This is a genomic window from Ruegeria sp. BG8, from assembly GCF_056538325.1.
In genome coordinates this window covers 442,007-462,747 of the sequence record NZ_JBQFSZ010000001.1, presented here as the reverse complement: position 1 = coordinate 462,747, position 20,741 = coordinate 442,007, and the positions used below count along the sequence as shown (strand labels likewise).

At 57.2% G+C, this 20,741-nt stretch carries 24 protein-coding genes and 1 tRNA gene; 12 read left to right on the top strand and 13 right to left on the bottom strand.

Translation table 11 applies throughout. The features are described from left to right. Positions 1-4 precede the first annotated feature (4 nt). Both ACR0DG_RS02360 and ACR0DG_RS02355 read left to right on the top strand, forming a co-directional pair. A complete protein-coding gene (locus ACR0DG_RS02360) occupies positions 5-1,207 on the top strand; it encodes an RSP_2647 family RNA methyltransferase (RefSeq protein WP_480693934.1) in 1,203 nt (400 codons plus the stop codon). Continuing rightward, entirely contained in the window at positions 1,204-1,752 is a 549-nt protein-coding gene (locus tag ACR0DG_RS02355; protein WP_480693932.1) for an RSP_2648 family PIN domain-containing protein, read from the top strand. Before ACR0DG_RS02360 ends, ACR0DG_RS02355 begins: the two co-directional genes overlap by 4 nt. 64 nt (positions 1,753-1,816) lie before the next feature. Here ACR0DG_RS02355 and ACR0DG_RS02350 read toward each other — a convergent pair whose 3' ends face one another. Next, complete coding sequence (locus ACR0DG_RS02350; RefSeq protein WP_480693930.1) at positions 1,817-2,506, bottom strand: M48 family metallopeptidase; 690 nt, start codon at positions 2,504-2,506, stop codon at positions 1,817-1,819. Between the two features lie 158 nt (positions 2,507-2,664). On the opposite strand from ACR0DG_RS02350, the gene trhA reads away from it, so the two are divergent. After that, complete coding sequence (gene trhA, locus ACR0DG_RS02345; protein WP_480693928.1) at positions 2,665-3,333, top strand: PAQR family membrane homeostasis protein TrhA; 669 nt, start codon at positions 2,665-2,667, stop codon at positions 3,331-3,333. Positions 3,334-3,345: 12 nt separating this feature from the next. On the opposite strand, the gene ACR0DG_RS02340 is transcribed toward trhA, so the two are convergent. The 5 genes from ACR0DG_RS02340 to ACR0DG_RS02320 all read right to left on the bottom strand — a co-directional run bounded on the left by ACR0DG_RS02340 (position 3,346) and on the right by ACR0DG_RS02320 (position 7,469). Continuing rightward, positions 3,346-4,530 carry a vWA domain-containing protein gene (locus tag ACR0DG_RS02340; RefSeq protein ID WP_480693927.1) on the bottom strand — a complete coding sequence of 395 codons (1,185 nt, stop codon included), beginning with the start codon at positions 4,528-4,530 and terminating at the stop codon, positions 3,346-3,348. 3 nt (positions 4,531-4,533) lie between these two features. Continuing rightward, positions 4,534-4,704 carry a hypothetical protein gene (locus ACR0DG_RS02335; RefSeq protein WP_480693925.1) on the bottom strand — a complete coding sequence of 57 codons (171 nt, stop codon included), beginning with the start codon at positions 4,702-4,704 and terminating at the stop codon, positions 4,534-4,536. A 3-nt stretch (positions 4,705-4,707) separates the two neighbouring features. Next, positions 4,708-6,072 (bottom strand): DUF2927 domain-containing protein, encoded by a 1,365-nt coding sequence (locus ACR0DG_RS02330; RefSeq protein ID WP_480693923.1) that lies wholly within the window; start codon positions 6,070-6,072, stop codon positions 4,708-4,710. Further along, positions 6,069-6,518: an N-acetyltransferase family protein gene (locus ACR0DG_RS02325; protein ID WP_480693921.1), complete on the bottom strand. Its 450-nt coding sequence runs from the start codon at positions 6,516-6,518 to the stop codon at positions 6,069-6,071. Before ACR0DG_RS02325 ends, ACR0DG_RS02330 begins: the two co-directional genes overlap by 4 nt. Positions 6,519-6,623: 105 nt before the next feature. After that, positions 6,624-7,469: an AAA family ATPase gene (locus ACR0DG_RS02320; RefSeq protein ID WP_480693919.1), complete on the bottom strand. Its 846-nt coding sequence runs from the start codon at positions 7,467-7,469 to the stop codon at positions 6,624-6,626. A 372-nt stretch (positions 7,470-7,841) separates the two neighbouring features. Here ACR0DG_RS02320 and dksA point away from each other — a divergent pair, with 372 nt between their 5' ends. Next, entirely contained in the window at positions 7,842-8,264 is a 423-nt protein-coding gene (gene dksA / locus ACR0DG_RS02315; protein ID WP_480693917.1) for an RNA polymerase-binding protein DksA, read from the top strand. 14 nt (positions 8,265-8,278) lie between these two features. After that, positions 8,279-9,487 carry an FAD-dependent monooxygenase gene (locus ACR0DG_RS02310; protein ID WP_480693915.1) on the top strand — a complete coding sequence of 403 codons (1,209 nt, stop codon included), beginning with the start codon at positions 8,279-8,281 and terminating at the stop codon, positions 9,485-9,487. A 4-nt stretch (positions 9,488-9,491) separates the two neighbouring features. On the opposite strand, the gene xth is transcribed toward ACR0DG_RS02310, so the two are convergent. Together xth and ACR0DG_RS02300 are read right to left on the bottom strand one after the other, a co-directional pair. Next, positions 9,492-10,271, bottom strand: a complete 780-nt coding sequence (gene xth / locus ACR0DG_RS02305; protein ID WP_480693913.1) for an exodeoxyribonuclease III — start codon at positions 10,269-10,271, stop codon at positions 9,492-9,494. Between the two features lie 279 nt (positions 10,272-10,550). Beyond that, entirely contained in the window at positions 10,551-10,874 is a 324-nt protein-coding gene (locus tag ACR0DG_RS02300; protein ID WP_058277565.1) for a HesB/IscA family protein, read from the bottom strand. A 76-nt stretch (positions 10,875-10,950) separates the two neighbouring features. On the opposite strand from ACR0DG_RS02300, the gene ACR0DG_RS02295 reads away from it, so the two are divergent. Beyond that, a complete protein-coding gene (locus ACR0DG_RS02295; protein ID WP_480693911.1) occupies positions 10,951-12,123 on the top strand; it encodes a deoxyguanosinetriphosphate triphosphohydrolase in 1,173 nt (390 codons plus the stop codon). Here the strand turns inward: ACR0DG_RS02295 and ACR0DG_RS02290 are convergent. After that, positions 12,105-12,656: a putative pterin-binding protein gene (locus ACR0DG_RS02290; RefSeq protein WP_480693909.1), complete on the bottom strand. Its 552-nt coding sequence runs from the start codon at positions 12,654-12,656 to the stop codon at positions 12,105-12,107. The genes ACR0DG_RS02295 and ACR0DG_RS02290 overlap by 19 nt on opposite strands. Positions 12,657-12,788: 132 nt before the next feature. Between ACR0DG_RS02290 and argS the strand changes: the two genes are divergently transcribed. From argS to ACR0DG_RS02260, 6 genes are all read left to right on the top strand, one after another. After that, complete coding sequence (argS, locus tag ACR0DG_RS02285) at positions 12,789-14,534, top strand: arginine--tRNA ligase (RefSeq protein WP_480693907.1); 1,746 nt, start codon at positions 12,789-12,791, stop codon at positions 14,532-14,534. A gap of 88 nt (positions 14,535-14,622) precedes the next feature. Further along, entirely contained in the window at positions 14,623-15,690 is a 1,068-nt protein-coding gene (locus tag ACR0DG_RS02280) for an SPOR domain-containing protein (RefSeq protein ID WP_480693905.1), read from the top strand. Next, positions 15,687-16,694, top strand: a complete 1,008-nt coding sequence (gene nagZ / locus ACR0DG_RS02275; protein WP_480693904.1) for a beta-N-acetylhexosaminidase — start codon at positions 15,687-15,689, stop codon at positions 16,692-16,694. Before ACR0DG_RS02280 ends, nagZ begins: the two co-directional genes overlap by 4 nt. Then, the gene (locus tag ACR0DG_RS02270; protein ID WP_480693902.1) at positions 16,684-17,478 is read left to right on the top strand and encodes a segregation and condensation protein A; all 795 of its coding nucleotides are present in this window, start codon (positions 16,684-16,686) and stop codon (positions 17,476-17,478) included. Before nagZ ends, ACR0DG_RS02270 begins: the two co-directional genes overlap by 11 nt. Beyond that, positions 17,471-18,127 (top strand): SMC-Scp complex subunit ScpB, encoded by a 657-nt coding sequence (scpB, locus tag ACR0DG_RS02265; protein ID WP_480693900.1) that lies wholly within the window; start codon positions 17,471-17,473, stop codon positions 18,125-18,127. The genes ACR0DG_RS02270 and scpB overlap by 8 nt, the downstream gene beginning before the upstream one ends. 63 nt (positions 18,128-18,190) lie before the next feature. Continuing rightward, positions 18,191-18,433, top strand: coding sequence for a hypothetical protein (locus ACR0DG_RS02260; RefSeq protein WP_480693898.1), 243 nt, complete (start codon positions 18,191-18,193; stop codon positions 18,431-18,433). Here the strand turns inward: ACR0DG_RS02260 and ACR0DG_RS02255 are convergent. The 4 genes from ACR0DG_RS02255 to ihfA all read right to left on the bottom strand — a co-directional run bounded on the left by ACR0DG_RS02255 (position 18,430) and on the right by ihfA (position 20,650). After that, positions 18,430-19,509 carry a 2'-deoxycytidine 5'-triphosphate deaminase gene (locus ACR0DG_RS02255; RefSeq protein WP_480693896.1) on the bottom strand — a complete coding sequence of 360 codons (1,080 nt, stop codon included), beginning with the start codon at positions 19,507-19,509 and terminating at the stop codon, positions 18,430-18,432. The genes ACR0DG_RS02260 and ACR0DG_RS02255 overlap by 4 nt on opposite strands. Positions 19,510-19,570: 61 nt before the next feature. Further along, positions 19,571-19,647: transfer RNA gene (locus ACR0DG_RS02250), tRNA-Pro, on the bottom strand. A gap of 61 nt (positions 19,648-19,708) precedes the next feature. After that, positions 19,709-20,329 carry a MerR family transcriptional regulator gene (locus ACR0DG_RS02245; protein ID WP_480693894.1) on the bottom strand — a complete coding sequence of 207 codons (621 nt, stop codon included), beginning with the start codon at positions 20,327-20,329 and terminating at the stop codon, positions 19,709-19,711. A gap of 18 nt (positions 20,330-20,347) precedes the next feature. Further along, positions 20,348-20,650 (bottom strand): integration host factor subunit alpha, encoded by a 303-nt coding sequence (gene ihfA / locus ACR0DG_RS02240; RefSeq protein WP_008755922.1) that lies wholly within the window; start codon positions 20,648-20,650, stop codon positions 20,348-20,350. Between the last annotated feature and the right edge of the window lie 91 nt (positions 20,651-20,741).

The window sequence follows — 20,741 nt, the reverse complement described above, 5'->3', positions numbered from 1 at the left end:
CGTCATGACCCTATCCGCCGATCGCCCCCGTATTCGCCTGAAACCCAAAGCCAACGCGCGCGGCGTTCGCCACGGCTTCCCTTGGGTCTACGCAAATGACATCGTCACGGATCGTCGAACGCGCAAGATACCAGCAGGAACTCTGGCGGTGTTAGAAGACGACAAGCGGTCACCTATCGCTTTGGTCGCGGTAAACCCCGAATCCAAAATCATGTGCCGTGTACTGGATCGGGACCTTGACGCAGCCTTGGATGCGCAATGGTTCCAAACGCGATTGCAGCGCGCCCTTGATCTACGTGAACGTTTGTTTGACGCACCATATTACCGCCTCGTTCACGCCGAGGCAGACGGTTTTCCGGGTGTTATCATCGACCGGTTCGGCGACGCCTGCGTGATCCAACCCAATGCAGCCTGGGCCGAGGCGCATCTTGAGGCACTCACCGATGCGCTGGTCGCAGTGACCGGGGTCTCGACAGTCCTTAAAAACGCGTCGGGCAGAACACGTGGGCTGGAAGGGTTAGATGATGTGAACCTCACGTTGCACGGCACGGCACCAGATGCTCCTCTGCCGGTTCCCATGAATGGTGCGACCTATATGGCGGACCTGACGGGTGGGCAAAAAACCGGCCTGTTCTATGATCAGCGCCCAAACCATGCTTTTGCCGCCGGTTTGGTGAAACCCGGGGCTAAAGTGTTAGATGTTTTCAGTCATGTCGGGGGATTTGGATTGGCCATGCTGGCGGGCGGAGCAGGGCAGGCGCTGTCGGTCGATGGATCATCTGCGGCTTTGGATTTGGCCATGCAAGGGGCCAAGGCGTCCGGATGTGCCGACAGATTTAAAACCCGGCAAGGCGATGCGTTCGACGTACTCACGCAGTTGAACGAAGAAGGCGCACGATTTGACGTTGTAATCTGCGATCCACCTGCTTTCGCACCCTCAAAACAGGCGCTGGACGCAGGTCTGCGCGCATATGAGCGCGTGGCAAGGCTGGCGGCGCCATTGGTCAAACCGGGCGGTTACCTGGGTCTGTGCTCTTGCTCACATGCCGCCGATCTTGGGCGGTTTCGCGATGCCTCGTCTCGCGGCATCGGCCGGGCAGGACGGTCGGCGCAGCTGATCCATACGGGCTTTGCCGGGCCTGACCACCCACAGCTGCCTCAACTCGCTGAAAGCGGCTATCTGAAATCTGTGTTTTTTCGGCTGTGAAGGCGGTTCTGGACACCTGCGTCATCTATCCAACGGTGATGCGAGAGATGTTGCTGGGCGCAGCCCGGCTGGGCCATTTCACGCCAATCTGGTCCGCGCGCATCCTCGAAGAATGGGCGCGCGCGGCCCGCAAGCTCGGCCCAACGGGCGAAGATCAAGCCCGCGCAGAGATCGCCTTGACTCAGGCCGGCTGGCCACAAGCCGAACACGCGACCAGACCCGGCATCGAACAACGCCTTTGGCTACCCGACAGTGCTGATATTCACGTCTTGGCGGCGGCTGTTTCCGCGTCGGCTGATGTTATCGTAACCGTCAATGCAAAAGACTTCCCGCGTAATCTCCTCGCCGAAGAAGGCCTGCAACGCTGTGACCCTGATGGACTTCTATGCGGTTTTTGGCGCGATGACGCCGTAGGCATAGCAGGTGTCGCGAACCAAGTGTTGGAACAAGCCAACCGTCTATCAGGTGATCAATGGAGCCTTCGCGCGTTGATGAAAAAAGCGCGCCTGCCGCGCCTTGGCAAAGCGCTTGCCATTCAAGACTGATCCGCTCTTCATCTGGCTATAAATATCCCGGGGAGCGCGAGGGGCTGGCCCCTCGCTGCCCGACCTATCCGCCTGCACCCCAGCGCCGCTCAAGCGCCTCCAGCGCAGCAACGCGCTCATCGGTCTTGGGATGGCTCATCAACCACGCGGGCGTTACCCCGGCGCGTTGCTGAGTCAATTCTTCCAGTTTGTGAAACAACGATTTTTGCGGGCCGATTCCGATCCCTGCCTTTGTCAAAAGCGCGGCAGCATATTCATCCGCTTCGTATTCATCGCCGCGCGACAGACGTGACGCCAGAAGGTGCGTCAGCATATTCGCGATCCAGGCACCTATGAAGGGAATGAAACGGTTCAGCAGCATCATCAATGCAGCCCGCAACGCGTTCTGACCTGAAAAATCAATCATGCGACGGCGCGCATGCCCCAATGCCACATGGCCCAATTCATGCGCGATGACACTCGCCATTTCCTCGGCCGATACCTCGCCGTTGCGGAACTTTCGATAGAACCCACGCGTTATAAAAATGCGCCCGTCTGGCGCGGCCAGACCGTTCACCGGGTCGATTTCGTAAATATAAACCGGCACCCTCTCAATCTCGAGCGCGGCAGCCAGACGGTCCGTCATGCGTTTCAAAGTCGGATCAGCCAGCTCCGTGGACTTCGCATCCAACTCACGATGTGTTCGCCAAACAGAGATGCGGTACATGACGACGGCGTAGGCAATAGCCAGCAGGATAGGGGTAAGGCGAAGCATGCCTTAGATATGGGTCCCGAGTGCTATTAGAGCAATAGGAAATGACCAGCGAAACATGCCCGGCCGATATACTCTCAAATAGTCAAGCCGCGGTGAGGTCGTGAAATACAGCGTTCGTTAGACTTGCCGCAAGCCATTCAGCGCCATAGCATTGAAATATGTGGTCTTTTGCCGACATCCGACCGGGTTATAGCCGCGCTGAACGTATCAGCGACGGGGTCGTTCACATTATCGGTTTGTCTGCAGCGATTATCGCTGTGCCTGTTCTTATCGTGCTTACGGCGGAATACCGGACTGAACCTCTCGCAGTGCTAGGGGCGTCGGTTTATGGGTTCACGCTTATTTTGATGCTGTCGTTTTCCGCCCTTTACAACATGGTGCAGTCTGACAGATGGGGCGCTTTGCTACAGCGGTTGGACCATTCCGGGATTTATGTCAAAATTGCAGGAACTTACACGCCGTTCATTCTGCTGTCAGGTGTGCCCTCGACAGGTTTATTAATCGGCTTGTGGTCGTCCGCAACGCTCGGCTCGATCTTGAAAATGGTCGACCCACATCGCTTCAGGTGGTTTGGATTGGCGCTTTATGTGCTGATGGGGTGGGCCGCGATTTGGGCCGGTCAATCCTTGTTGGCCGACTTATCAGAGCCTGTTGTCGCGCTGATGATCGCGGGGGGCATTGTTTACACGGCCGGTATTGCCTTTTACCTGCTGGACTGGCTGCCGTTCCACAACACGATCTGGCATGTCTTTGTTCTGACCGGCAGCTTGTTGTTCTTCATCGCCGTGTCATTTCGGATTGCGTGGGCACCTGCATTGCAGGTGTAGCGGGTAGGCCTGCTACCGCGTCAATTCCTTCATCCCTTGTTCCAATCCGGCAAGGGTCATCGGGACCATGCGATCCTCAAAGATTTCACGGATCATGCTGACCGAATGGGTGTATTCCCAATACTTCTCGGGCACTGGATTGATCCATAGGTTTGAAGACCACTGATCGCGTGCCCTTTGCAGCCAGACTTGCCCGGCCTCTGGATTCCAGTGTTCGTTCGCGCCGCCGGGATAGGCAATCTCATACGGGCTCATGGATGCATCGCCGACAAAGATGCATTTGTAGTCGGGGCCGTAGGTGCGCAGCACCTCATGCGTCGGGGTCTGTTGATCCCAGCGGCGGCGATTGTCACGCCAGACACCCTCGTACAGACAATTGTGGAAATAGAAGTATTCCAGATGCTTGAACTCGGTTCGCGCGGCAGAGAAAAGCTCTTCAACCACTTTGATATGCGGATCCATCGAGCCGCCAACATCCAGAAACAGAAGCACTTTTACCGCGTTGTGACGCTCTGGGCGGGTTTTGACATCCAGATAGCCGTGTTCGGCGGTGGCGCGGATCGTGCCGTCAAGGTCCAGCTCATCCGCGGCGCCCTCGCGCGCCCAGCGGCGCAGCCGTTTCAGTGCGACCTTGATGTTGCGCGTACCCAGTTCGACCGTGTCATCGAGGTTCTTGAATTCGCGCTTATCCCAGACCTTCACCGCGCGTTGGTGGCGGCTTTCCTTTTGGCCAATCCGCACACCCTCGGGATTATAACCATATGCACCAAACGGAGACGTACCGGCAGTGCCGATCCACTTGTTCCCACCCTGATGGCGGCCTTGCTGATCTTTCAGGCGCTCACGCAGGGTATCCATCAGCTTGTCGAACCCGCCAAGCGCCTCAATCTCGGCTCTTTCCTCTTCGGAAAGGTGCTTTTCGGCCATTTTCGCCAACCACTCGGCCGGGATGTCGACGGCCTCGAGCACCTGGTCAAAGCTGATTTCTTCCAGTCCCTCAAAGCTTGCGGCAAAGGCGCGGTCGAACTTGTCGATATTACGCTCGTCCTTCACCATCGAAACGCGGGCAAGGTAATAGAAAGCCTCGACATCGTAGGTCGCTAAACCTTTTTTCATACCCTCCAGAAACGTCAGATACTCGCGCAGCGAGACCGGTATCCCGGCTTTTCGGAGGTTATCGAAAAAAGGCAAAAACATCGTCTAGGTTAGCAGCCGCACAAGGATCAAAGACATAACAAGCCCCATAAGGGCAAAAGCAATTCCATACCCGGCGGCGTATTGTGCCATGTCGGCCCCGCTGCCATTGCGTTTACGAGCGGTCAGCGTCCCGAGGATCGCCCCCAGTATCGCCATTCCCAGAACCACTACCATGCGTTAACCGCCTCTGTTTTCCGACGGTGCCTCAGCAACATCCTGCATCAGCGACCGGACCACCGTTTCCGAGCCAAACCCGTATCGCGCCCATCCAAGACTGTCCAGCCTGACCGAACGTGCCTGATCTGGTCTACCAGCCTGATTTAGCGCTTCGGATTTCAGCAGCAATAATGTCGCCAATTGTGAGGCGTTTTCGGCCCGGGTCATTACGTCGATGGCCTTGTCCAGCTCTGGCAAGAACTCGGGGCCGCGGTCCTGTGCTAAGGCATATGCGCCCAGCTGGGTGGTTATGTAGGCTTGGTGCACTTCGGTACTTGGCGATGTCCGCAGGTACTGAAGCGCCAGGTCATAATGGCGCAGCGCCTCGTCCGGTTTGTCGAACTGTTCCATCCGCCCCATCAGGAAATAGGGGTAGGCGCGGCGATGATCGGTCCATCCTTGTTCCGCTCCGATCCGCGCTGCCGTCTCGGCTGACCTGAGGCGGGTCTGCAAGTTCCGGTTTGGGTTGAGGGACCTCTGAATGGCTCTGATCCATTCTCGTGGGGTTTCGCCGGTTTCCTGCACCGGCCTGCCGATCCCGGATGGGTTCAGGCGGTCGATCACCGAAGGGATAACGGCCTCGACTTGTTCGCGCGTCATACCACTGCGCAGTTCAGGCGCGTAAGCGGCGCGCAGGATCAGCATATCGAACCCAGTCAGGACGGTGTGGACATTGTCATCGTTAAAGACCGAATCCGGAAGGTGATACAGATCGTTCAGAGGGCCCAGAGCCTGTGCGATTTCTTCGTGCAGACAGTCGCGTTTTTCCTGTGGGCTGGCGTCGAATGGAATGAAAATTCCCAGCCTTTCCCTGCTGCGCAACCGTAGCCAGCTGCTTTTCTGTTTGCGCCGGTCCCGGCTGTATTCTTCAAAGCTGGAAGAGTTGGGGACAACGAAACAGGCGGCTTGTGGCAGAATATCCTGTATCTGCGCCTGACTGACCGCTTCGATGGTTATGTTGGCTGTCCCGTCCTGAATCTGACGGATGTCAATCCCTGCCTCGCGCTGCAAGCGTCCGATCAGCCTTGTCAGATCGCGCTGCATCGAAGGGGTGATCTGGCCGGTCAACCGCACCGTTATTGGGCCTTCGAACCGTGTAAAGATCGGTAGGGCAGTGCCGCTCTCCAAGGCGAAATGCAAGGATACGAAGTCTTGGGCAATGTTGGCGTTGGATCGCCCGGGCGGTGTCGGTCGTGACGCCGAAAACGCCTTGGCTGGAGGCAGTATTTCTTCTGACGCCTTTACACGCGTTGGCGGTTCGGGCGGTGTAACCGTTGTACATCCGGCCAAAGCCAACCCGAGCAAGATCGCGCCTAGCCGCATCATGCGCGTTGGTACCGAATAAAGGGTGTCAGATTGCCGATACGGTCATACAGCTTGCGGGCCGTGTGATTGAAATCCTGCGTCAACCAATAGACGGACGGTGCGCCTTGTCGATCCGCTTCGTCATATACAGCTTGGATCAAGGCGCGTCCCACACCGGTGCCGCGCGCCTCGGGGCGGGCAAAGAGGTCTTGCAGGTAACACACGCTTTCGATCTTCCACGCATGACGGTGAAACAGATAATGCGTCAGGCCAACCAGTCGATCGTTTGTTTCGGCGACAAAACACGAAAAGTCATTGGGGTCGTCGCCTAAGAGACGGGCAAACGTGCTGTCATATACCTCATCCGGGACGGTCGTTTCGTAGAATGCCAGATAGTCGTGCCACATCTCGGCCCATTCGGCCCTGTCCTCGGGTCGCAGCGCGCGTATGGTTACGGTGTCGGGCACTCAGCTGTTCCCATTTGTTCAGGTGGTCCCGCGTTCGGACGCCGCGCGGTCGTTAACCAATGCTGGCATCCGCCCTGCCATATGGCAAGGCCGATCACCGGATGTTCAGCGTTTACTGCGCGCCATAAAGGCCAGACGCTCAAACAGATGCACGTCCTGCTCGTTCTTGAGCAATGCCCCATGCAGCTTGGGCAGGGCATTCGCGCCATCGCGTTTCAGGTCGTCTGCGGTCAGATCTTCGGCCAGCAAGAGTTTCAGCCAGTCCAGCACCTCGGAGGTCGAGGGTTTTTTCTTTAGCCCCTGAGTCTCACGGATTTCGTAGAACTGAGTCAGCGCTGTGGTCAGCAATGCATCCTTGATGCCGGGGTGGTGGACCTCGACGATGCGGCGCATCGTGGCCTCATCGGGAAAGCGGATATAGTGAAAGAAACAGCGACGCAGAAAAGCGTCCGGCAGTTCCTTTTCATTGTTCGAAGTGATGATCACGATGGGACGGTTCTTGGCCTTGATCGTCTCACCAGTCTCATAAACATGGAACTCCATCTTATCGAGTTCCTGCAGAAGATCGTTGGGAAATTCGATATCTGCCTTGTCGATCTCATCGATCAGCAGCACGACCTTTTCATCGGCGTCGAATGCCTGCCACAGCTTGCCCCTGCGGATATAGTTCGACACGTCATGCACCCGTTCGTCGCCAAGCTGGCTATCGCGAAGACGGCTGACAGCGTCGTATTCATACAGCCCCTGTTGCGCGCGGGTGGTGGATTTCACGTTCCATTCGATCATGGTCAGCCCAAGTGCACCTGCAACTTGTTTGGCCAGCTCGGTTTTGCCGGTTCCGGGTTCACCCTTGACCAACAAAGGGCGTTCCAATGTCACTGCAGCGTTCACGGCGATGGTCAGATCGTCTGTTGCTACATACTCGGCTGTTCCTTGGAAACGTGCGGTCATTGGGTCCTCATGATGTATCGCGCGGCCTGTGCCTTTGGGGTTACAGAGGGGTGAAGATTTTTACAACCCGGGTCGCTGCGTCGCCTGAAACGGAATTGCCCTGCAACTCCAACAGCTTTGCGTGATTCGAGCGCTAACACCTCCTGCGGCATTTTGGGGACTGCCTCAAAAACGCCCGGCAATTTTCACAGAAAAACAAGGATTTGTTGTTTGATGTCTCATATTTAGACACGATATCATCAAGCACAGGCTGCGCGACGTTTGCATAGTGACAATCCCCGCGCCGTCGGATAAACGCTCCGCAGAAGGGAATGCCTCATGTCTGGTGAAGAGAGAGCACTCGGCGTTGCAGGCCACACCGAGGGAGCAAAGATGAAGCAGGAAGTATTTCTGCCCGAAGATTATCGTCCAGCCGAAGACGAACCATTTATGAACGACAGGCAGCTTGAGTATTTTCGTCGTAAGCTGTTGGACTGGAAGAACGAACTTTTGGCAGGCAGCCGCGACACGATCGAAGGTCTGCAAGACAACACCCGTAACATTCCGGACGTGGCCGACCGCGCCAGCGAGGAAACCGACCGCGCGCTTGAGCTGCGCACGCGCGACCGTCAGCGCAAGCTGGTTGCAAAAATCGACTCGGCCATCCGCCGCATCGACGAAGGTGAATACGGATATTGTGAGATGACCGGCGATCCGATCTCGCTGAAACGTCTGGATGCGCGCCCGATCGCGACCATGACGCTTGAAGCACAAGAGCGTCACGAACGCCGCGAAAAGGTTCACCGCGACGATTGATCGCTGAAAAAACTATGAAACCAAAGACGCCGGGGCCTGTAGCTCTGGCGTTTTTGCGTTATGGCAACATCATGAGGATGCACGGTATCACTGTTGGTGTCATTGGCGGCGGCATAGGGGGGCTGGCAGCAGCTCTGGCGCTGCGTCAACAGGGGGCGCAGGTCACTTTGGTTGAGCAGGCCCCTGCGTTGACCGAGGTCGGTGCAGGCCTTCAGATCAGCCCGAACGGCATGTGCGTTCTGAAGGCGCTGAACGTGGTTCAGGATACGCCCACGGCCGGGCAGAAGTCGTACGGTACGATCCTGCGGGATTACCGAAAAGGCCGGGTGATCAGCCGTCTTCCCGGCCCTAAGGCGGGGCCGACATTCTATTACCATAGAGCAGACCTTTTGGACTTGCTCTACCGTGCCGCAACCGATGCCGGGGTCGACATTCGATTGGGCACCAAAGTCGCAGAAGTTATTACGCATCCGGACGAAGCCGAATTCGTGATGGAAGGTGGCGAGCGATTGCGGTTCGAATGTGCTGTCGCTGCAGATGGTGGGCGCAGTCGGATCCGTACCAACCTGAACGGCGCCGAAGACCCCCAGTTCACGCACCAGGTGGCATGGAGGGCGACAATACCCTGGACCAGTCGTACCGACGAGCCATGTGCGTCTTTGACGATGGGGCCGGGGCGACACGTCGTTACCTACCCACTCAGGAACCAGAGCCTGATGAACGTCGTCGCCGTTGAAGAACGGTCTGACTGGCAGATGGAAGGGTGGCGCTTGCAAGGCGATCCTGATGATCTGCGGGCCCGTTTCGCGGACTTTGGCGGACCTGTACGAGAAATTCTAAGCCAGGTGACCGAAACGCATATATGGGGCTTGTTTCTTCGTCCTGTCGCTCAGCACTGGCAGGATGGGCGTGTGGCGCTTTTGGGGGACGCGGCACACCCCACGCTTCCTTTCATGGCGCAAGGTGCTTGCTTGGCGCTGGAGGACGCTTGGTGTCTGGCCCGGTGCTTTGAAGGAAACCCAGATGTTCCACAGGCTTTGTCTGACTTTGAAACCCGCCGTCGCCCGCGCGCGCGCAAGGTCGTTTCAGCGGCTGGAGCCAACGCGCGAAACTTCCATCTGCGGGGTCCGATGCGATTTGGGGCGCAAATGGCATTAATGGCCCTTGGGCCTCATCTGACGAAGAAGTACGAGTGGATTTATGGCTACGACGTAACCAACTGACACCTCACAGGTCCAGATCGACACAAACAGGCACGTGGTCAGAAGGCTTTTCGTGCCCCCGAACTTGTGCATCAATCTGGCAATCCCGCATCAGATCGGCGGCTTGCGGTGTCAGTAGAAAATGGTCAATTCGTATGCCATCGTTCTTGTTCCAAGCGCCCGCCTGGTAATCCCAGAAGGAATAGTGGCCAGGGCCTTGTACACGTGCGCGGAAAGCTTCGGTAAAGCCCAGGTTCAATATCCGACGAAATGCTTCACGGCTTTCGGGTCGGAATAGTGCGTCCTCGCGCCATGCATCCGGTCGAGCGGCGTCTTCCGCTTGGGGAATGATGTTGTAATCCCCAGCCATCAACGCAGGTTCTTCGCTGGCTAGAAGATCCCGTGCCCGATCATACAGGCGGTTCATCCACGAAAGCTTATAATCGTATTTAGGCCCGGGCGCTGGGTTGCCATTTGGAAGATAAAGCCCGCAAATCCGCAAGGATTGCCGCCCGACCACTGTGGCCTCAATCCACCGCGCCTGTTCGTCTTCGTCGTCGCCGGGCAGGCCTCTCGAAACATCTTCCAGCGGGAGCTTCGAGAGGATAGCCACACCGTTAAAGCTTTTTTGCCCGTGCGTTTCGACGTTGTACCCACGCTCTTCAAAAATCTCGCGTGGGAAATTTTCATCTACCGATTTGATCTCTTGTAGCAAAACCACGTCAGGTTGCGCATCGTCCAGCCAACGCGGCAGCGCCTCTATTCGCGCTTTGATACCGTTGATGTTGAACGTGGCTATTTTCATGAGCGTTTCTCCGTGGTCCTTGCAACCTATCGCTCAGAACCGGCCCAACGGCAAGGTGGAGAAGGCATATGCGAGGCTCTGCCTCGCGCTCCGGGATACTTTTCGCCAGATGAAGTAACGGATCCTTAACCAAGGTGGGTCATCATTTATCTGCGGTACAGGCGGGGACGCCGATGACCGCGCCAGGTGAAGCTCTTCGGCGATTGTGTCGAAGAGCGGATCCCTTCTTCATCTGGCTAAAAATATCCTGGGGGTGTGGGGGCTAGCCCCCACCGGCGCTTACATTGAAAAAGATGTACCGCAGCCACATGATGAGGTGGCGTTTGGATTTTCGATCACGAAGCGGGCGCCAATCAGTTCTTGAGTGAAGTCGATGACTGCGTTTTCAAGAAACGGAAGCGATATTGCGTCAACAATCACCTTCTGGCCTTTACCTTCCAGCACCAGATCGTCTTCTTTTGGTTCATCCAAAGCGATTTCGTATTGGAAGCCCGAGCATCCTCCACCTTCAACCGCGACGCGCAGGGCCTGACCCTGGTCTGCGGCACCAATTTCGGCCAGACGCTCAAAGGCGCGTTCTGTTACTGTTGGGGGCAGGTTCATGCCACACTCCAAAGGTTTATTTCCTTACCACTCTACCATATAGAAAAGCCAAGGACAGGCGACAAGGACTAGGCCTTTGGAAAGAGCGGGTTTTGCCTCAGACCCTAGCCGCGCACGGGGGCGGTTGGTAGCTGAGGAAGAAAGCAGTTTCAGATCGTGCTTTCAGCGTGATCGGGACAGGATCATTCACGCCAGCGCGTTTCGTCGTCTAAAACACAAAACTCAGGTTTTTGTTGAGCATGAAGGGGATAGCTACCGCACACGCCTGACCCATTCTATTGAGGTTGCTCAGGTCGCGCGGACGATTTCCGGAGCTTTGGGTCTGAATCCCGAGCTCACCGAAGCTGTCGCTTTGGCGCATGATCTGGGGCACACCCCTTTTGGTCATACCGGAGAAGATGCGCTGCATGCTCTGATGGAACCTTATGGTGGATTTGATCACAATGCGCAGGCGATCCGCATCGTGACGCAGTTGGAGCGCCACTATGCTGATTTTGACGGCTGTAACCTGACATGGGAAAGTCTGGAGGGTATCGCAAAACACAATGGTCCGGTTGTAGGTGCTTTGCCTTGGGCGTTGGCCGAATGTAACACGGCTTTTGATCTGGAGCTTCACACCCATGCCAGCGCAGAAGCGCAGGTAGCGGCGCTGTCTGACGACATTGCCTACAATAATCACGACCTTCTGGATGGTCTGAGGGCCGGATTGTTTGGCGACTCAGAAATTCAGGAGCTGCCCATCGTTGGGGCGTGTTACGCGGAGGTCGATCGCAAATATCCTGGTTTGGATGCGTATCGCCGCAGACACGAAGCCTTGAGGCGTGTTTTTGGCGTCATGGTGTCCGATGTTATCGACACATCCCGGAAAAATTTAGCCCAGTCCGGGGCAGAGACGGTTGAAGATATTCGAAACTTAGGTCGTCCAGTGATCCAGTTTTCGAACACGTTGTGGGGGCAGTTGAAGCAGATACGTGCGTTCCTGTTCACACGCATGTACCGCGCGCCCTCGGTCATGCAAGTGCGAGCAGAAGTGGGAAAAGTGGTCGAGGAGTTGTTCCCAATCTATCTGGCTGATCCCAAACAAATGCCAAAGCACTGGCATTCGGATGTCGAGGCTGCGGTGGATGAGACCGCCATGGCCAGGATCGTGTCTGACTATATTGCAGGTATGACTGATCGTTTTGCTCTGCAAGATCATGCACGGCTGACCGGAAAACAGCTGTCAGCGGGTCATTCAATTCCGATATAGGCCAGTGCCCAGACTTGTTGGCTAGCCTGCGCTGCGGCGGCGTCTTCATCCTGTGTGGGCGGGAATACAATCATGGTTGGCCCATAACCTCCGATACCCATTGGCGCACCGTTGGCATGGGTGGCGAGAATTGGTTGATGGGTCGAGATGCTCTCCCAAGAGATTTCTGCCTGATATCCGTCCATCGCCATGGGGCGCGCTGTTTTGCCTTCTGCTCCGGCCATCGCCATCACGTCTGCAAGCCGAGGGCCGCTGAACGCGAAGTCACGTTGGTTTTCAGGAGGGCCGTAAGGGATGGTGATCTCGACCTGAGGCAGCGCATCCAATATTGCGGCATCAAACCCTGCTGCACCATCATGGGTGACTTCGAGATAACCCAACAATCCGCCATCTGCCTCACCGCGACCGGGCATGTTGGTCTCACTGACAGCGCCGCCGAGCGTCACCAGAACGTGTCCTTGCAATGCAGGCATTTCTGCAAAGGCAGGCAGAGCGGTGGATAGAAGCAAGCTCAGGGGCAGGGCAAGGCGCATAAATGGTCTCCGATTGGGCGTTACGGGCCGACTGTAGCGGGGATTGCGCCCAAACCAAGGTCAAACTTTAGGCATCCATTGACCTTGCCGTGCTGCGTGTTAAACCGCCGACCAAGCAAAAGGACATCCGAAATGAACCTGTTTTCCGAGATCCGCGGCCTGGTATTGGACGCGCTGGCGCAGATGCAGTCCGAAGGAGCTCTGCCTGACGGGCTGAGCTTTGACAACGTGGCGGTTGAACCTCCGCGCGATGCGGCGCATGGCGATATGGCTACGAATGCCGCGATGGTGCTTGCGAAACCCGCCAAGATGAAGCCGCGCGACATTGCCGATGTGCTGGCCGGAAAGCTGGCCGCTGATGAACGGATCACCAGCGCCGAGGTGGCAGGGCCGGGGTTCCTGAATCTGCGGTTAGCACCTTCGGTCTGGCAGAGCGTGCTGGCGGCCGTGCTGGAACAGGGCACTGACTATGGCCGCTCGACCATGGGGCAGGGGCAGAAGGTAAACGTGGAATATGTTTCGGCCAACCCGACCGGACCGCTGCATGTGGGTCATACGCGTGGTGCTGTGTTCGGGGATGCATTGGCAAGCTTGCTGGCCTATTCCGGCCACGATGTGACGCGCGAATATTATATCAACGACGGGGGCGCGCAGGTGGATGTGCTGGCGCGGTCTGCCTATGAACGCTATCGCGAGGCCAACGGCCTGAGCCCTGAGATCGCCGAGGGGTTGTATCCCGGCGACTATCTGATCCCGATCGGTGAGGCGCTGAAGGAGAAATATGGCGACAGACTGATCGACAAGCCCGAAAGCGAATGGCTGGAAGACCTGCGCGACTTCGCCACCGACGCGATGATGGATCTGATCCGAGCAGACCTGAAGGCGCTGGGCGTTGAGATGGACGTGTTCTTTTCGGAAAAATCCCTCTATGGCACGGGTCGGATTGAGGCTGCGCTGCAATCGCTGACCGACAAAGGCCTGATCTATGAAGGCGTGCTTGAGCCGCCCAAAGGCAAAAAGCCTGAGGATTGGGAACCGCGCGAGCAGACCCTGTTCAAATCGACCGAGCATGGCGATGACGTGGACCGCCCGGTCAAGAAATCGGACGGCGCGTGGACCTATTTCGCGCCCGATATCGCCTATCACTATGACAAGGTCAGCCGTGGTTTTGACGCTCTGATCGACGTGTTTGGCGCGGACCACGGTGGTTACGTAAAGCGGATGAAGGCGGCTGTTTCGGCGCTTTCCGATGGCAAAGTACCGCTGGATATCAAGCTGACCCAGCTGGTGAAGCTGTGGAAGAATGGCGAACCGTTCAAAATGTCCAAGCGGGCCGGGAACTTTGTCACCCTGCGCGACGTGGTCGACCAAGTCGGGCCTGATGTGACCCGTTTTGTCATGCTGACCCGCAAGAACGACGCGCCGCTGGATTTCGATTTCGACAAGGTGCTGGAACAAAGCCGCGAGAACCCGGTGTTCTACGTGCAATACGCCCATGCCCGCATCATGAGCGTTCTGCGCCGCGCGGCTGAGGCCGGTATTGCAGCTGATGACGCGACGCTTGGCGCGGCAGACCTCAGCAAAAATGACCATGCGTCGGAACTGACAGTCGCGAAAAAGCTGGCCGAATGGCCGCGTCTGGTGGAAATCGCCGCCCGCACGAATGAGCCGCACCGCGTGGCGTTCTACCTTTATGAGCTGGCGGGTGACTTCCACGCGCTGTGGAACAAGGGCAATGACGAAACCCAACTTCGGTTCATTCAAGATGGCGATGTTGCCACAAGCCAGTCAAAAATCGCATTAGCCCGTGCCGTTTCTGTTGTGATTTCAGCGGGCTTGGGTATTCTTGGCGTTACTCCGGCGCAGGAGATGCGGTAACCAACATCGCCCGAACCGCCGGTACGAGGTAGGCAAGAAATGACCCGCGCGCCTTATTTTCTGGCGCGAAACGGGCGGTGAGGCGGATATGGCGAATTACGACTACGCGGGGCAAATGCGCCCCGAGCAGATGCATTACACGAATCAGCCGGACCCACAGGATGGGTATGAATATTCCGAAGAGATGCAGGGATATGAAGCAGTCCCGCAAGGCGCTGGCCTTGGGCGTATCGTCAATGCGCTTGGGGCAGTGGCCTCTTTGGCGCTGGTCGCGGGCATTGGCGTTTGGGGCTATAATCTTGTGATGCGCGATGTAAGTGGCGTGCCAGTTGTGCGCGCTATTGAAGGTCCGATGCGTATTCAGCCTGAAAACCCCGGTGGCACGCCAGCCGATCACCAGGGGTTGGCCGTGAATGCTGTGGCTGCTGTTGGAACGGCTGCACCGCCTGCAGACCGTTTGATACTTGCACCACGTCCGGTATCCCTTGCGGACGAGGATACGCCGATCGAACCCTTGAAGCCGACACAAGCCGTGCATGTGGTTGAGGAAGAGATCACGACCCAAGAGGCCGCAAAACTGCGTCAGGGTGCTGTTGACGCTCTGGTCGCCGAACTTGCAGCGGAACCTGATACGCTACCCCAGGACACCGATGAGCAGGGGGTACAGCTGGCTTCGTTGACCGTTGTTGATGACGAACCTGCTATTGATCCCGCCGATTACGCGGCTCAGTTACCGGATCCCGCGCTTGCAGCGTTGCCCGGTGTGCGTCGTTCTCTTCGCCCGATCACACGCCCGGCGCGCGTCACAGCAAGTGGCATTACGGCAAACAGCAGCACAGAAGATGCAATCAATGCGGCCGTAAAAGCGGCTGTCGGTTTGGATGTTGACGCAGAAACGCTGTCCAAAGGAACGCGCATGGCCCAGTTGGGTGCCTATGAAAGCTCGGATGTGGCCCGTGCAGAATGGGATCGTTTGAATGGGCGGTTCTCGGAATATATGGATGGAAAGCAAAGGGTTATCCAAAAAACCTCAAGCGGCGGCCGCACTTTCTATCGTTTGCGTGTGCTTGGTTTCGATGACCTGAGCGACTCGCGCCAATTCTGCGCGGCACTACAGGGCCAAGGGGCTGACTGTATCCCGGTTGCCGCGCGGTGACATTTGGCGCCGTTATCACGGATGCCGAAGGTCTGCGCCTGACGCCATCTGAAAGGGACCTGTTCCAAGAGATGAACCCGTTCGGGTTCATCCTGTTTGCGCGCAATGTCGATACAGCAGATCAAGTGCGCGCGCTGTGCGATGATTTTCGCGAAGCCGTCGGCCGCAATTGTCCGATCACGATCGACCAAGAGGGCGGCCGCGTCCAACGTTTGCGCGCACCCATTGCGCGCGAATGGTTGCCGCCACTGGATCATGTGCAGCGTGCCGGGGCAGAGGCCGAGCGTGCGATGTACTTGCGGTATCGCCTTATTGCTGCCGAGCTGTTTGAGTTGGGGATCGACAGCAATTGCGCACCGATGGTCGATTTGGCGCGCGAAGACACACATCCATTCCTCAAGAACCGCTGCTATGGTGAGGATCAGGGCATGGTCTCAGGCTTGGGCCGCACGGTGGCCAAAGCTCATCTGGATGGTGGTGTCTTGCCTATCGTTAAGCATATGCCCGGTCACGGCCTTTCCACGCTGGATAGCCACCACGATCTGCCCCATGTCGACTTGTCACAAGATGCGTTGGAGCAAGCCGACTTTGCCCCGTTTCGGGCGTTGAATGACTTGCCGATGGGTATGACTGCGCATTTGGTCTATGACCGTATTGATCCTCAACCAGCGACGATTTCCCCTGCTATGATTGGCTTGATCCGCGAGAAAATCGGTTTCGACGGGCTGATCATGACAGACGACATCTCGATGAAGGCACTGAGCGGCGCACCAGAGGACGTTGCGCAGCAGGCCCTTGCCGCCGGATGCGATGTGGTTTTGCATTGCAACGGAACGTTTGATGCGCGCGCTCGTGTTCTTGAAGCAGCGGGGCCTATGACCGCTCAGGCACAAAACCGCGCGGAAAAAGCCCTGGGAATGCGGCAAAAGCCAGCAGAACTTGACATCCCAGCCGCCGAGGCGGAACTATCTCGCCTAATGGGCGGTCAGGTGTATGCAGGATAACCTCTTTAACGAAGACCCGGTCTCGGTCGCGGATCGTCTGGCGGCCGAAGCGCTAATCGTCGATGTCGATGGCTTTGAAGGGCCACTTGACGTGCTTTTGACGTTATCAAGAACGCAAAAAGTCGATCTGCGCAAAATCTCGGTACTGGCTCTGGCGCAGCAGTACCTGACCTTTGTCGAAAAAGCGCGGCAACTCAGGATCGAATTGGCCGCTGACTATCTGGTCATGGCGGCATGGCTGGCTTTCCTGAAATCACGTTTGTTATTGCCACCCGACCCGGATGACGAAGGTCCTTCGGGTGAAGAACTGGCCGCACACCTTGCGTTCCAGCTTGAACGTTTGCAGGCGATGCGGGACGCTGCCGCGCGTCTTATGGCGCGAGACCAACTTGGGCGGGACTTCTTCAAACGCGGGCAGGGCGAGGATGTCACGCGCATCCGGACCGTGACCTACTCGGCCACTTTGCTGGACCTGATGCAGGGCTACGCCCGTATCCGCACCCGCGACGAGTTTCGCCCATTTGTCATGGACCGCGATGCTGTTTTCACGATGGAGCAGGCGCTGGAGCGGATGCGCCCATTGATCGGCTTTGCTGGCACCTGGACCGATATGGAAACCTATTTGCCAGACGGTTGGGACGCGGACCCTGTGCGCCGTCGGTCGGCAACCGCAGCGACCTTTGCGGCTTCGCTGGAGTTGGTGAAAGAAGGACATATGGAGATGAAGCAAAGCGATACCTTTGCCCCAATCCATTTGCGTAAGAGGACTGAAACACGTGACTGACGCCCCCGAAGACGACGGCACTGGCACCCTGTTCGAGGCACCGCCTCTGGCTGAACAGGAACGCATGGTCGAAGCAGTGTTGTTCGCCAGCGCTGAGCCGGTCACGATTGCCGATCTTGAAGTGAGGATGCCGCACGGAAGCGACGCGGCGCAGGCCGTTGAAATGCTTCAAAAAAGGTATGAGGGGCGCGGTGTGCGTGTCGTTCCGGTCGGAGACGCCTGGGCCATACGTACAGCACCTGATTTGGGTTTCCTGATGCAGAAGGAAACGGTCGAAACCCGCAAGCTTAGCCGAGCAGCTATCGAGACATTGGCCATCGTTGCCTATCACCAGCCCTGCACACGGGCCGAGATTGAGGAAATTCGGGGTGTATCGGTTTCTCGCGGAACGATTGATCAACTTCTTGAGATGGAGTGGATTCGACTGGGGCGTCGTCGTATGACGCCTGGCCGTCCCGTGACATTTGTCGTGACGCCACAGTTTCTGGATCATTTCGGGCTTGAGAATGCGCGTGATTTGCCGGGCCTAAAAGAACTGCGTGCGGCCGGTTTGCTGGAAAACAGACCCCCTCCGGGCTCTGTGCCTTTGGCTGAAGGGCTCGAAGACGCCGAAGACGAAGACCAGACAGAGTTGTTCGAGGAAGAGTGATCACACAGCCCTTTTGTTGTCACGTGAATCACCTATGTTGAGCACAGAAAACGGAGCAGAACCATGAATGCCAATCGGATTATTGACATGATCGTACGTCAGGTCATGCGTCGCCTTGTCAACAAAGGCGTGGACACTGGATTTGACATGGCTAGCCGAATAGGCCGCAAGTCCGGCGAAAACTCTGACACGCCTCCGAACGCAAAAGCGTCGCAGCAAATGCAGGCTGGTGCAGGGCGTCAGGCACAGGGCATGAAGCAGGCACAGCGGATGACCCGCCAAATGCGGCGCTTTATGAAGTTCTAACTAACAGCCTTGAAGTGCTTGGACAGTTTCAGCCCCTGTCCCTGATAGTTCGACGCAATACCTGCGCCGTAAAGCTGCGTGGGCATTTCCGACATCTTTTCGTAAACCAATCGTCCCACGACCTGTCCGTGCTCCAGAACAAACGGGGCCTCGTGGCAGCGAACCTCTAGCACACCGCGCGATCCAGCACCTCCGGCGGCTGCGTGGCCGAAACCGGGGTCAAAGAAGCCCGCATAGTGGACGCGGAATTCGCCCACCATCGCCAGATACGGGGCCATTTCGGCAGCGTACATAGGCGGAATATGAACCGCCTCGCGGCTGACCAGTATGTAAAAAGCGCCGGGGTCCAGAATAATGCGTCCGTCGCGTGTGCGCACTTCTTCCCAGTATTCCTGCGGGTCATATTCGCCGATCCGATCCAGATCGATGACACCGGTATGTGGTTTTGCCCGGTACCCGACCAGATCCGTGTCAGGCAATTGCAGATCAACGGAAAAGCCCAGCCCGTCTTGAATGACGGCAGGTCCATCAACCAGCGGCGAGTCGTTGTGCAAGGATGTCAGTTCCGCATCGCTCAGTACCGCCTGGCCCTGACGGAACCGGATTTGGTTCAGACGCATTCCCGGGCGAACAAGGACCGAGAAAGAGCGCGGGCAAATCTCGGCGTAAAGTGGGCCGGTGTAGCCCGCCGGCACCCGATCAAATTCGGTGCCGCCATCTGTGATCGTCCGGGTCAACAGATCCAACCGCCCGGTCGAGCTTTTGGCGTTGGCCACTGCGGTCACGCTATCGGGAAGGGCAAGAGCTTCCATCAGGGGCACCAGATAAACGCAGCCTTTTTCCAGAACCGCGCCGTCGGTGATGTCTATGCGGTGCATCTCAAACTCGGCCAGCCTGTCTTCGACCGATCTGCCTTCGCCTGCCAAAAATGACGCACGAACACGGTAAGCCACTGTTCCAAGACGTAAATCCAGACTGGCGGGTTGAACCTGAGCGGCGATGATTTCAGGCGCGGCCGTGATCTCGCCGCGCTTGATCATTTCTTCGATCTGCTGGTTCGGGCATACGCCTGTCATTCCGATCCCCCCGTGTGCCAGAGCGGGATCTGGCCTGTCTGCCATAAACGTCGGTGTGATTTGGTCGGGCTAGCAGGACTCGAACCTGCGACCTTCCGTCCCCCAGACGGACGCGCTACCAGGCTGCGCCATAGCCCGACGTTGGAGTGTTCATAAAGACTTTCCCGGCGGGGGCAAGAGGAAATCATCGCCTTTTTTCTTATCCCGCCGATCGGTTCTCAATTCTGTTCAGAACGGCCCGCAGCTCTTTGGCAACCGGTGCAATTTGGCGCAAAAGCTGATCGTCAAAGTCGGTTCGATTCCATGCCTGACTTGCAATTCCACCCAACAGCGGGGCCTTGTCCAAGACCTGTGGCTGCGCCTTTTTCTCGGGCGCGGTTGGAGTGTCGGCTTTCGCTTTCTCAACCTTTGGCTCTGTCGGTGGTGCAGGTTTCTGCGCCTCGTCCTCGCCAAGGTCCAGCGTAATTTGTTGCTCGGGTGCGGGTTTGGCGGTGAAGGGGACGACCACGTCGTCTTTCGCCTCATCCAACTGGGGCGCAGATTCTTCCAACCCTTGGGACAGCGATGCGACATGGGCCACACCCTCTTCCCGCAGGATGCGCTGAACGCCTTTGATTGTGATCCCGTCCTCGTGCAACAGCTTCTTGATCCCACCAAGAAGAAGCATGTCATTGGGGCGGTAGTATCGACGCCCGCCCGCACGTTTCACTGGTTTCACCTGACTGAAACGGCTTTCCCAGAATCGCAACACATGAGCCTGAACGCCCAGCCAATCCGCAACTTCACTTATGGTGCGAAACGCGTCGCGAGACTTGCTCATGGCTCTGCCGTCCTGCTGTTACTTGCGGTTCCCGGCGGCGACGCGATCCTTCATCAGGTGCGACGGACGGAAGGTCAGCACGCGGCGGGGTTGGATTGGAACTTCTTCACCGGTTTTGGGGTTGCGACCGATCCTTGCGGTTTTGTCCCGAACACTGAACGTGCCAAACGAAGAAATCTTTACCTGTTCGCCACGCACCAAAGCGTCCGACATGTGGTTCAGAACGCTTTCAACCAATTGCGCGCTTTCGTTGCGTGAAAGACCGACTTCGCGAAAAACGGCTTCGCTCAGATCCATTCGGGTCAGTGTTTTGTCGCCCATGCTTATTCCCCTGTTGATGGTAAAGCATAGGGTCAGGGCAAATTCACTGTCAATATCAATGAATTGCAAGAGGGTGTGTAAGCCGTTTTGC